The sequence below is a fragment of the Delftia sp. 11MD genome, from assembly GCF_050907895.1.
Taxonomy (GTDB): domain Bacteria; phylum Pseudomonadota; class Gammaproteobacteria; order Burkholderiales; family Burkholderiaceae_C; genus Comamonas; species Comamonas tsuruhatensis.
Genome location: NZ_CP194333.1, coordinates 1,004,897 through 1,017,175, shown reverse-complemented (window position 1 = coordinate 1,017,175; position 12,279 = coordinate 1,004,897). Strand labels below are relative to the sequence as shown.

Sequence of the window (12,279 nt, the reverse complement as noted above, 5' to 3'; positions counted from 1 at the left end):
GTTCAATTAATTTGCAATGCAAATTAATTGAACTACAAAGATAATCGAGGTATGTCCTTTGCCTCTGCCCCTCCCCGCGCCCGTCTCGGCTTTCTCATGGTCACCCTGGTACGCCAGTGGCGCCGCCAGGTCGAGGAACAACTGCTGGCCGACGGCCTGACCGACGCCACCTGGGCGCCGCTGATCCACCTGCGCGCCTGGGGCGATGGCGTCACGCAAAAGGAACTGGCCGAGCGCGTGGGGCTGGATGGCTCCAGCCTGGTGCGCCTGCTCGATATTCTGGAAGGCCATGGATGGGTGGAGCGCCGCGCCGACCCCGGTGACCGGCGCAGCAAGCGCATCTTCCTGACCGATGAAGGCAACGGCGCCGTGGACCGCGTGCGCGCCACCATGCTGCAGGCCGAGCTGGCCATGCTGCAGGACCTGGACGATGCCGAGGTCGAGGCCATGCTGGCCGGCATGGCCAAGATCCAGGCGCGCATGGGCGCGCTGCGCACGGAAGGCGCGCCATGAGCGCCCTCCACGATGCCTATGGCCGCCTGCTGCAGGCCTCGGCCCGCTGGGGTTTCGACCCCGTGCGCCTGCGCCAGCACCTGCGCACGGCCTTCGCCGCCTGCCTGGCCTTGCTGGCCGCCTGGCAGCTGGGGCTGGAGCATCCGCAGTGGGCCGCCATGGCCACCTGGGCCGCATCCCAGCCGCTGCGCGGGCAACTACTCGAAAAAAGCTTTTTCCGGGTCGCAGGCACCGTGGCCGGCACGGCCGTGGGCGTGGGCCTGGTGCTGCTGGCCCAGGGCAATCTGCTGTGGCTGGTGCTGGGCCTGGCCGTCTGGCTGGGCCTGTGTGCGGGCGTGGGCAATCTGCAGCGCAGCTTCGTGGCCTACGGCACCATGCTGGCCGGCTATTCGGCAGCCATGGTGGCGCTGCTGGACTTCGCCCATCCCGAGCAGGTCTTCGCCCTGGGCTGGGACCGGCTGTTCACCGCGCTGACCGGCGTGTTCGCAGCCTTGCTCGTGGGCTGGCTGTTCACGCCCAAGGGCAGCGGCATTCCCGGCAATGCCGAGGTACGCCAGCTGTTTGCCCGGCTGTTGCGCGATCTGGCCGACAGCCTGCAGGCGCGCGGCCGTTCGTCCCTGGGCTCGCAGGAGATCGCCGCCCGCCTGCTGGCCATGGCGGTGATCGAGGAAGGGCTGGACCCGCACGCCGCCGGTTCGCAGCGCTCGCGCGAGGCCGTGCACGCGCTGCGCCGGCTCATGAATGCCCAGATCTCGGCCCTGCTGTGGCTGCGCGATGCACCATCACAGGAGCCGCCTGCGGCCTTTGGCGAGGCGCAGGCCCTGGCCGCCGCGCAGGCACTGCGTGAAGCCGCCCTGGCGCTGGAGACGCGCGTGCAGTTGCACGAGGCCGCGGCGGCCCTGGTGCGCGCACGCGAGGCCGCCGTGGCCTGGCCCGGCGCAGCCGACATGCTGGCCCCGATGGGCTTTGCACTGCAGGCCCACCTGGCCGCCACCCATGACGTGGCCCTGCCGCCCGGCCACCGCGCCCGCCAATGGCCGGTGGTGCTGCACAGCGACTGGCTGGGCGCGCGCCGCGCCATGCTGCGTGCCAGCGCGGCCATCGCCATCGTGGGCCTGCTGTGGGTGGTGACGGGCTGGAGCGGCGGTGCCTACATGCTGCTGGGCATGTCCATCATGCTGACCGTGTTCTCGGGCTTCGAGAACCCGTCGGCCACCATGCGCCATGTGACCCTGGGCCAGGCCATGGGCGTGCTGGTGGCCCTGGCCTGCCAGTGTCTGGTCTGGCCGTTCGCCGGCAGCCAGGCGGGCCTGGTGTGGCTGATGCTGCCCTTTGTCTACGTGGGCGCGCTGCTGTTCTCGCACCAGCGCACCGCGCTCTCGGGCTATGACTGCAACATGGTGCTGCTGCTCCTGCTGCAGCCCCACTACCCGCAGACGGCCAGCTTCGGCCATGCGCTGGCCCTGGGGCTGGCCGTGGTGTCCGGGCCGCTGGCCGGCTGGGCGGCCTACCGCTTCATCCTGCCGGTCACGCTGCAGGGCCGGCTGCAAAGCCTGCGCTCCATGATGGTCCACGAGCTGCAGGACATGGCCGCCACGCCGGGCCATGCGCGCGATGGCCGCATCTGGCGCGCCCGCCTGTACCACCGGCTGCTACGCCTGGTGCGCATGTCGGAGCAGGCCGGAGGGCAGCTGGGTGCGCAGGCAGCGGAGTGCGGCCTGGCCGCCCTGCATGTGGGCCGCGCCATCCAGGCGCTGCATCAGCTGTCCGGGGAAGCGGCCCTGGGCGACGGCACCGCCCGCGCCGTGCGCGCCGCGCTGCTGCGCCTGCAGCGGCTGCAACAGGCGCCCGGCCAGTGCCCGCCGCTTTTGCGCGCGCTGGCGCAGCGCGTGGCCGAACGCCACCCCGACCAGGCCCGCCAGCTGCGCCATGCCGCGCACGAGATCGCGCAGCACGAAGCCTTCTTCCGCAACGCCGGCTGAAGCACGGACCCATGCCAGAATGAACGGCTAAGGCCAGCCCAGGCCGGCAGCGCCCCACGCTCCCTGTCCCCCTGTTGCGAGGAAAGCATCCATGACGTGGAGCGACACCACCATCACCTCACAGCGCCTGGCGCTGCGCCCCTTCACTGCCGCCGATGCCGATGAGGCCTTTGCCTGCATCACGCCCACGTTGACGCGCTACCTGTCGTTCGAGCCGCCATCGGCGCCTGCCGATTTCGAGGCGGTCTGGCGCGGATGGCTGCGGGAGATCGCAGCCGGCACGGACTTCAACTTCACGCTGCGCGAGCGCGCGTCAGGCCGATTCACCGGCCTGCTGGGCCTGCACCGCGCGCGCGATGCCGAGCCCGAACTCGGCATCTGGATACGCGAGGACGCGCATGGCCAGGGCCATGGCCGCGAGGCCGTTGCCGCCCTGGCCGCCTGGGCCGCGGAAACCTTCGCCCCGAAGTCCTTCAGCTACCCGGTGGCCGAGGCCAACACGGCCAGCCGGCGCATCGCCGAAGGATTGGGCGGGGTCGTCGTGGAGCAGCAGCAGCGGCCCAAGTACGCGGCCGTCATCTACCGCATTCCCGCGCGCAAGCCGCACCCATGAAAAACGGCCCCCTCAGGGGCCGTTCATCTTTCAGCCGGCCATGATCACACGGCGGCAATGGACACGGCCTTGGAGACCAGGTAGGCCTCCAGCGCCTCGGGGCCGCCTTCGGAGCCGTAGCCCGAGTCCTTGATGCCGCCGAACGGCATCTCGGCCGAGGCCACGGCCGGCTGGTTGATCCACAGCATGCCGGCCTCGACCTGCTGCGCCAGCTGGTGAGCGGTCTTGATGGAGCGCGTGAACGCATAGGCGGCCAGGCCATAGGACAGGCGGTTGGCCTCGGCGATGGCATCGCCCAGATCGTCGAAGCCGCGGATGGCAGCCACGGGGCCGAAAGGCTCCTGGTTGAAGATCTCGGCGCTCAGCGGCACATCGCCCAGCACCGTGGGTGCAAAGTAGTTGCCCTTGTCGCCCAGGGAGCCGCCGCCCGTGAGCAGCTTGGCGCCCTGCTTTTGCGCGTCCTCGATGAAATGGGCCAGTGCGGTGACGCGGCGCGGATTGGCCAGCGGGCCCATCTGCGTGCCCTGCACCAGGCCATCGCCGACCTTGAGGCCTTCGGCATGCGCTACCATGGCGCGTGTGAATTCCTCGCGCACGCTGTTGTGCACCAGAAAGCGCGTGGGCGAGATGCAGACCTGGCCTGCATTGCGGAACTTGGCCGCCCCCGCCGCCTTGACGGCCAGCGCCACGTCGGCATCCTCGGCCACGATGACCGGCGCGTGGCCGCCCAGCTCCATGGTCGAGCGCTTCATGTGCTGGCCGGCCAGCGCCGCCAGCTGCTTGCCCACGGGCGTGGAACCCGTGAACGTGACCTTGCGGATCACGGGATGGGCGATCAGGTAGGAGGAAATCTGGGCCGGATCGCCGAACACCAGGCCCACCACCCCGGCCGGCACGCCGGCATCGACAAAGCACTTGAACAGGGCGGCAGGCGCAGCCGGCGTTTCCTCGGGCGCCTTGCACAGGAAGGAGCAGCCCGTGGCCAGCGCCGCGCCGATCTTGCGCACGATCTGGTTGACGGGGAAGTTCCAGGGCGTGAAGGCGGCCACGGGGCCCACGGGCTCCTTGATCACCAGCTGCTGCACCTCGGGGCGGCGCGAGGGCACGATGCGGCCGTACACGCGCAGCGCCTCGTCGGCGAACCATTCGATGATGCCCACGCCGGCCAGGATTTCGCCCTTGGCCTCGGCCACGGGCTTGCCCTGCTCCTGCGTCAGGAGCGCGGCGATCTCGTCGGCGCGCTCCTTGAGCAGGGCGGCGGCACGGCGCATGGCGGCTCCGCGCTCATGGGCGGAGACCTTGCGCCAGGTCTCGAAGCCGCGCTGAGCGGCGGCCAGCGCACGGTCCAGGTCGGCCACGTCGGCATGGGCCACATGGCCGATGACCTCGCCGCTGGCCGGGTTGCGCACGGGAATCTTCCTGCCGCCGGCGGCGTCCTGCCATTGGCCGTCGATCAGGAGTTGGGTGTCGGAGTAGGAGTGGCTCATGCTGGATCAGATCCTTGGTAGATGACAGGGGGCAGATGTGTGGGGCAGGCACGGCGCTCGCAGTGTCCGCTCCCGGCTGCCGCTGCAGCGCAGCGACCATTCTAGGAAGCGCCGGACGGCCCTGCCGTCACCGGGCTGTCACGCACACAACACCTAAAATGCCCGGGTTTCGCAATATCCACCAATCCGTTGAGAGGGAGCTCATGACCGATCTTTTCGACACCACTGCGCGCAGGGGCTTGCGCAGCGTCGCGCTGGCGCTCGCCCTGGCCGGCAGCCTGGGGCTGGCCTGGGGGCAGGAATCTGCCTACCCCGCCATGAGCGTGGACCACCATGTCCAGCCTCTGAACTCCCCTCGGGAATTTCTGGCATCTCGCAGCTTGGCCGCCCCTTCCGAGGTCACACCACTGCGCGTGGAACTGGGCGCATGGAAGGAGTACCACGCCGCATCGGCCCCGCAGGACGGCGCCATGCAGGTGGGCGCGCAGCGACTGAGCACACAGACGGCCACGACCGACGCGCTGGCCTCGCAGTTGCAATGGCACTCCACGGCCTCGGGCGGCCTGGTGGCCGCTGTCAGCCTGCGTTCGGAAGGCGCCTACGGCATCCGCATGGGCGTCGAGATGCAGCAACTGCCAGGCAGTGCGCTGCTGCGCGTCTATGCGCGTGACCATCGTGCGGGCGCCTACGAGATCGCCGGCCAGCGCGTGCTGCAGGGTCTGCAGGCCAATCTGGAGGCGGGAGACAAAACCACCGATGGTCGCACCTGGTGGACGCCGGACACCGGCGGTGACGAGGTGACGCTGGAGATCGAACTGCCACCCGGCATTCCCGCCGACGCGCTGCGCATCGCCATCCCGCGCGTGATGCATATCCACGAGAACCTTTCGCTTCCGCTGGAAAGCGAAATGCAGTTCTCGGCCCAGCTCAACGAGTCCCTGTCCTGCAATCTGGACTCCACCTGCTACGACAACTACAGCACACAACGCAATGCCGTAGCACGCATGCTCTATGTGAAGAACGGTGCGGGCTATTTGTGCACGGGTACGCTGCTCAATGACAAGGCCGCTTCCGGCACGCCTTACTTCATTACGGCCAACCATTGCATCAGCAGCCAGACAGTGGCTTCCACCCTGGAAACCTCCTGGTTCTATCGCACGCCCTCCTGCAACAGTCGCACGTTGTCATCCGCAAACAGGGTGCTGCGAAACGGTGCCACCTTGCTCTATGCGACGGCGGACTACGATTCCACACTGCTGCGCCTCAACGATGCGCCCCCAGCCGGTGCGGTGTTTGCAGGCTGGACCAGCCAGACAGTGGCTGGTGGCACCAGCATGGTGGGCATCCACCATCCCCGAGGCGATCTGCAGAAAATCAGTTTCGGCACAGTCTCCAGATCAGTCTCATGCGAGCCTTCCAGCGAAGGGATGATGAAATGCGCCAATGTCAGCGGTGGCTTCAACCTGGTGAACTGGGATCAAGGGCTGACGCAAGGAGGCAGCAGCGGCTCGGGCATGTTCGTGGAAGGACGTTTGGCCGGGGTCCTCTATGGCGGCGACGACCAGACTTGCCCTGCCTCTGGCGGCATGTCCATCTATGGACGCTTCGATCTGCTGTTTCCCAATGTTCAGAAATGGCTTGCAGCAGACCCGATTACCGGCACCTCCCAGACACGTACCCCCGTCTATCGCTTCTTCAATCGGGTCACCGGTGCGCATTTCTATACAGCCAATGCACAAGAGCGCGATCAGGTGATTGCAACCTATCCGGCCTTCCAGTATGAAAACGTGGCCTTCTATGCATCCACCCAAATGCAACAAGGGCTGGATCCCGTATTCCGCTTCTTCAATAGAAATACAAGCGCGCATTTCTTCACCATCGACGCCTTCGAGCGCAACCAGGTGAAGATCTACTATCCCGGCTTCATCGATGAAGGCATCGCCTGGTATGCCGCCACAACTGCAGTCAATGGAACAGTTCCCATATTCCGCTTCTTCAACGAGCAGACTGGTGCGCACTTCTACACCATCAACATTGCAGAGCGGGATCAGGTGATCACCAAGTATCCCTTCTTCAAATATGAGGGTGTGGGCTACTACGTCTGGAAAACCCAGTAAGCACGCGCACTGCACCTGCTGCAGTGCCTCCCCAAGAAGAAGGCCCCGCACTGCGGGGCCTTCTTCTTGGAGCAACAGCCCTCACCCCACCAGCACCAGCCCCGGGGGCAGGCTATCCCCAAAGCTGCGCTTCGCATCCTGGGCGTCCATCTGCTGGACCTGTTCCACCAGGTCGATCCAGCGCTGCGGTGCACCGGCGCCGCGCAACCGCTCCAGCACCAGGGCGCGCTGGGCATCGGACAGGTCCAGCGCACGGTCGCCCGTCATGCGGGCCATCTGCACGGCAGCGAACATGGCGGTCTCATTGCGGCGCCAGTCCTGGGCCAGGGTGGCGTCCAGGAACTCCTGCGCAGCCTCGGGCGGCATGACGCGGTGGGCGTTGGCCGCCAGCGGCATGCGCGCGGCCAGCCGGCCTATGGCCCACCAGGTCTGCACGGATTCACCAGGGTGCTTCAGCCGCTGCAGCATCCACTGGCCCATTTCCTGGCGGTACTGCCAGGGCACGGCCTCCATGGCGGCGAACAGGCGCAGCATGTCGTCGTAGCTGCCATGGGCGGACTTGCCCTGGCTGCGCTGCGTGGACTGCTGCACGGCCTTTTGCATGTGGCCGGCAACCTCTTCCAGCAGCTCCATCTGCCGGGCCTCGTCCAGGCCCGCGGCCACGCGGCGCCAGAAGACCCACCATTCGGTGCGGTTGGCCGCCTCGCCGCCATGGCCCAGGCCCTGGCCATGCAGTTGCCAGACCTGCTGCATGCGCCAGCCGTCCAGCTCGGCGCCCACGCCGGGGCGCAGGCACCAGCCTGCCAGGTTCAGCCAGACGCGCTCGTGCTCGGCCGTGCGGCGGCGGCGCCTGGCGCGGGCCAGCAAGGCGTCGAACAGTGCGCGCAGCAGCGGCAGGTCCCAGTCCTCGCGCGGGCCCAGCCGTCGCTCCAGCGACTGGCGCAGCTGGCGGACCTCCTTGGCCGTCACCTCCTGGGCCTGGCTGCCGAAGATGCGCTCGATCAGGGCCACGGCGTCCGCCAGCCGGCCCTGCCGGGCAGAACGATCGCCGGTGTCCTGCGCATCTGCGGCCAGCGCACCACGCACGCTGAACGGCAGCAGCCACTGGCGCTGCGCATCGTCGGCGGCCACGCAGCGCACCTCCAGCGTGCCGACCTCGGTCATGCAGGCCTGCAGTTGCACTTCGACCTGGGCCTTGTCCCGGCCTTCGGGCGCGGGCAGCACGGTGGACAGTGCGGGCAGCTCGACCCAGCCCTCGCCGTCGAGCGCCGCGATACGGCCGGCCTGCGCAGGCGCCGCCGCCAGGCTGTTGGCCACCAGCGAAAAGCGCACGGCCTGGCCCAGGCGCAACGCAAAGCGCCGGCCGGAGAGCACGATGCGCACGCCCTCCTCCGTGCCGCGCGGCAGCAGGCAGATGCCCTGTGGTGCGGCACCCGCCTTCTCGGGCAGGACCAGCCAGTAGCTGCGCGGCGAGCCACCGCCGATGCGCGGTACCGGGGCGGGCACAGTCCGGGCATCTTCCGATTCCGGCAGATCCTCAGACGGACGGCTCTGGACATGCATGGCCAGGCCATGCGCCGCTGCGCCGCGTGCAACGGCCCAGTCGGGATGCGGGTTGTGCAGCAGGCGCAGCGGCTGGCCGCGCCAGGCCTGCAGCTGCGCCACCAGCCGCTGGGCCAGCGCATGGGCGTGGAAGACGCCGCCATTGAGCAGGACCGCATCGGGCAACTCCCCAGCCGCGTGCTGCGCGAGAAACTGCGCCAGGTGCCGTGTGATCGCCGCATCGGCAGGATAGGGCAGCCCCAGGCCGCGCAAAGCGCCCTGGCGCCGGGTGGGCAGATCCTGCAGGCCGGCCAGCGGCATGAAGCCTTCGACCACGGCCTCGCGCGCCTCGTCGCGGCGCAGCGTGGCCGTGCGCGTCTGCGCCAGCAGCTTCGATCCGCCGCCCAGCAGGGTCACGGCCACGGACTCGGGCGCATCGTCGGCCAGCAACTGTTCCTTGGCCATGCGGCAGCGCTGCACCAGTTGGGCGAAGCGTGCGGCGGGCAGACGCTCGCCGGGCGGGGCGAACTGCGGCTCCAGCCGATGGGCCAGCGCCAGGTCCATGTTGTCGCCGCCCAGCATCAGGTGCTCGCCCACGGCCGTGCGTGTCAGCACGGGCAGGCCTCCAGCTTCAGCGGGCTGCACGCGGATCAGGGTCAGGTCGGTGGTGCCGCCGCCCACATCCACCACCAGCACCAGGCGGCAGTGCGCCAGCTCGGCCGCCAGGCGTTCGCCCTGCAGCACCAGCCAGTCGTGGAAGGCGGCCTTGGGTTCTTCCAGCAATTGCACCGCAGGCAGACCGGCCAGCCGCGCGGCCTCCAGCGTCAGTGCGCGCGCGCCTTCGTCGAATGAGGCCGGCACGGTCAGCACGACCAGCTGGTCCCTCAGCGGCGCGCCGGGGTGCGTGCGGTCCCAGGCCTGCCGGACATGGTCCAGGTAACTGGCCGAGGCCTGCAGCGGCGACAGCCGGGCCACCTCTTCGGGCGCGCCCCAGGGCAGGATGGCCGCCGTGCGGTCCACGCCCGCGTGCGACAGCCAGCTCTTGGCACTGGCCACCAGGCGCGACGGCACGGCCGCGCCCAGATCACGCGCCCAGCGGCCGTTGACGGCGGGCGCTTGCGCATCGGCGCCCAGTGCCGCCCAGGGCTGCTGCCAGGCATCGCCCAGTTCGCCGGGCGCCGCCTGGTAGCGCGCAGAAGGCAGCAGCACCTGGGCAGCGACCTCGCCAGCCGAGACACGCTGCGCCACGGGCAGCAAGGCGATGTCGGCCGCCGTGCCGCCCACGGGCACATGCGCCACCACGGTGTGGCTGGTGCCCAGGTCGATGCCCACGATGTGGGCGGCGTCGGGAGCGAAGGGGGTGGCGGAGGCGGGGGCGGCAGTATCAGGCATATCGGCAGTCATACAGGGCACGGTGCGCGGCCCGGACCGGGCCTGCCGCCGGGGCGGGCTACGCTACATCGGCCCGCACGTCGAACTCCACCTTCCAGCGTTCGTCACCACCCACGGGCACGGCGTTGAGTTCCAGCGTGCCGATGTCGGTCACGCGCGCATGCAGGGTGACGGGCACGATCTCGCCGGGCGCACGGCCTTCGGCGGGCAGATGGGCCTCGATTTCCTGCAGCTCGACCAGTTCCTCGGGTCCCCAGAAGTCCAGCACGGTGCCGACCTGGTCGGCGCGGCGCACGGAGGAACCGAAGAAGCGCAGGCGCACGGGCTCGCCCACGACCAGGCCGAATTCCTGGGTGTCCAGCGCCACCTCGGTGCCCTCTTCCATGCCGAAGGGCGCCAGGCACAGGGCCGAGATGGGCGGCTCCATGCCGGGGATGGCGGGCATGTTGCTTTCCACGCCCACGTAATAGCTCTGCGCCGTGCCGCCACGGATGCGCACGCCACGGCCCGCAGCCGCCACATGGCCGAAGTAGGCGGCGCCGCGCGCCACGGCCAGGTCGAGGTTGGCGCCGTCCAGCAGGCGCGCGGGTTGCGCGCCTTCGCCGGCCAGCCAGCCGTTGACGACTTCCAGGATGCGCTGCTCGATCTGCGGCGCCTTGAGCACGCCGCCGTTGAACAGGATGGCCGAGGGATGCAGGAAGGACGCGCCCTCGGGCTGCGTGCCCTGGAGGCCTTCGATCTGCTCGGTGGCGCCGGCCTGGCGTGAGAGGAAGGCCGCCAGGTGGCGCGTGACGGCCGCGTCCTGCGCATACGGCAGGCCCAGCTGGGTCAGCGCGGCGCGCGCGCGGGTCTGGGGCTTGTCGGAGACGGCTGCTCGCGGGAAGAAGCCTTCCACCAGCATCTGCAGCACCTCGTCACGCGTGACCTCGGTGCGGATGCTGCCGCCGATGAGCTTGCTGCCCCGGCTGGGCACGACCACGGGCACGGACTGCAGCGAGGCGTCGGCCAGCAGTTGCTCCTTGGCCTGGCGGCAGCCATGGGCCAGGGCGCGGGTCTGCCAGGCGTCGAGCTGCTTGCCCTCCTGGGCCAGCTTGCGGGCCACGCCGTAGGCCAGGGCCAGGTCCATGTTGTCGCCGCCCAGCAGGATGTGCTCGCCCACGGCCACGCGCTGCAGCTCCAGGCCGCCGTCCTTTTCCAGCACGGCGATCAGCGACAGGTCGGTGGTGCCGCCGCCCACGTCCACGACGAGGATGATCTCGCCGCTTTGTACCTGCTTGCGCCACTGGCCGCCGCTGGCCTGGATCCAGCTGTACAGCGCAGCCTGGGGTTCCTCCAGCAGCGTGAGCCTCTGGAAGCCCGCGGCGCGGCAGGCCTCGGCCGTCAGCTCGCGCGCGGCCGGGTCGAACGATGCGGGAATGGTCACCGTCACATCCTGGGCATCGAACGGCGCCTCGGGATGGGCCTGTTCCCAGGCCCAGCGCAGGTGCGACAGGTAGCGGATGGAGGCGGTCAGCGGCGAGACGCGGTGCACCTCTTCGGGCGCATCGGCCGGCAGCAGGGGCGAGCGGCGGTCCACGCCCGGATGGCACAGCCAGCTCTTGGCGCTGGAGACCAGCCGTATCGGCGTGGCCGCGCCGCGCGATCGCGCGAACTCGCCCACCACGAAGTCCTGGCTGGCGCCCCAGGGCAGGGCCATGTCGGCCGCAGTCAGCTCGCTTTCATGCGGCAGGTAGAGGAAGGATGGCAGCAGCGGGCGTGCCTCCACGCTGGAGGGGCCGGTGAGCTGGGGAATGTCCAGCACGCCCTGCTCCACCTTCTCGCCATCGCTGGCCTGGCGGTCCACATAGGAGAGCGCGCAATGCGTGGTGCCCAGGTCGATGCCGATGCTGTAGCGCGCCTGGGAGGATTGAAGGGACTGGTCCATGCTCACAGCTCCACCTCGGCCTGGGCCACGATGGCGGCAGCCTTGTGATCGGTGAGCTGGGGCAGGCGGACATCGTCCACGCGCCAGCCACGGTGGCCCAGCGTGCCCGTGAAGGGTGCCTGGCCGACCACGTTGCCCGTCAGGCGCACGGCGGCGGCATCAAAGCCTGCGGCCAGCGTGACGCGGCTGCCTTCGGCCTCCGTCCGCACGGGGGCGATGCTGAAATGCTCGCGCAGCACCTTGCGGCAGCCTTCGTGCACCACGCGGGCGGCGGCGCCGATCTCGGCGTCGGCGTAGCCGGCCACGTCTTCCTGCACGAAGTCCACGAAGCGCGCCTCGCGCTGCAGCAGGCCCAGCAGCTGCAGGGCGGCGGTGCCAGCGGGTGCGGCCGGCTCCGCGACGGTCTTTTCGACGATCTTCTCGACCGGCACCTCGACACGCTTTTCAACCACTTTCTCGATCACCTTCTCGACAGGCACCTCGACGCGGACCTCGACGATCCGGTCCACGGGCACCTCCACGCGCACCTCCTTGGGTGCGGGCGGCGGCACGTCGGCGGCCAGCGGCTCCCCGTCGCGCAGGCGGGACACATCGGCGGCCAGGGGGCCGTTGCCGAGGATGGCGAAGAAACTGCCGATCGCGATGGCGATGCGGCTCAGGAACGAGGGGGGAGTCTTGGAATTCATGGGCTTCTCTTGGCGAGAGGACC

8 protein-coding genes are annotated in these 12,279 nt (G+C 69.4%); 4 read left to right on the top strand and 4 right to left on the bottom strand.

Going from position 1 to position 12,279, the window contains the following annotated elements:
- Positions 1–51 precede the first annotated feature (51 nt).
- From ACRSCF_RS04590 to ACRSCF_RS04580, 3 genes are all read left to right on the top strand, one after another.
- Complete coding sequence (locus ACRSCF_RS04590; protein WP_016448753.1) at positions 52–513, top strand: MarR family winged helix-turn-helix transcriptional regulator; 462 nt, start codon at positions 52–54, stop codon at positions 511–513.
- Positions 510–2,495, top strand: coding sequence for an FUSC family protein (locus tag ACRSCF_RS04585; RefSeq protein ID WP_244387817.1), 1,986 nt, complete (start codon positions 510–512; stop codon positions 2,493–2,495). Before ACRSCF_RS04590 ends, ACRSCF_RS04585 begins: the two co-directional genes overlap by 4 nt.
- Before the next feature lie 91 nt (positions 2,496–2,586).
- On the top strand, positions 2,587–3,108 hold the full coding sequence (locus ACRSCF_RS04580) for a GNAT family N-acetyltransferase (protein ID WP_016448755.1): 522 nt from the start codon (positions 2,587–2,589) through the stop codon (positions 3,106–3,108).
- Positions 3,109–3,152: 44 nt separating this feature from the next.
- Here ACRSCF_RS04580 and ACRSCF_RS04575 read toward each other — a convergent pair whose 3' ends face one another.
- Positions 3,153–4,595, bottom strand: a complete 1,443-nt coding sequence (locus tag ACRSCF_RS04575; protein WP_244387816.1) for an NAD-dependent succinate-semialdehyde dehydrogenase — start codon at positions 4,593–4,595, stop codon at positions 3,153–3,155.
- A gap of 203 nt (positions 4,596–4,798) precedes the next feature.
- On the opposite strand from ACRSCF_RS04575, the gene ACRSCF_RS04570 reads away from it, so the two are divergent.
- A complete protein-coding gene (locus ACRSCF_RS04570) occupies positions 4,799–6,712 on the top strand; it encodes a trypsin-like peptidase domain-containing protein (protein WP_047218883.1) in 1,914 nt (637 codons plus the stop codon).
- A gap of 81 nt (positions 6,713–6,793) precedes the next feature.
- On the opposite strand, the gene ACRSCF_RS04565 is transcribed toward ACRSCF_RS04570, so the two are convergent.
- Genes ACRSCF_RS04565 through ACRSCF_RS04555 form a run of 3 tightly spaced genes read right to left on the bottom strand, consistent with a single transcriptional unit; the run spans position 6,794 to position 12,256 of the window.
- Positions 6,794–9,646 carry an Hsp70 family protein gene (locus tag ACRSCF_RS04565; protein WP_244387815.1) on the bottom strand — a complete coding sequence of 951 codons (2,853 nt, stop codon included), beginning with the start codon at positions 9,644–9,646 and terminating at the stop codon, positions 6,794–6,796.
- A gap of 58 nt (positions 9,647–9,704) precedes the next feature.
- Complete coding sequence (locus ACRSCF_RS04560; protein ID WP_244387814.1) at positions 9,705–11,570, bottom strand: Hsp70 family protein; 1,866 nt, start codon at positions 11,568–11,570, stop codon at positions 9,705–9,707.
- 2 nt (positions 11,571–11,572) lie between these two features.
- Complete coding sequence (locus tag ACRSCF_RS04555; RefSeq protein ID WP_244387813.1) at positions 11,573–12,256, bottom strand: DUF2760 domain-containing protein; 684 nt, start codon at positions 12,254–12,256, stop codon at positions 11,573–11,575.
- Positions 12,257–12,279: the final 23 nt, after the last annotated feature.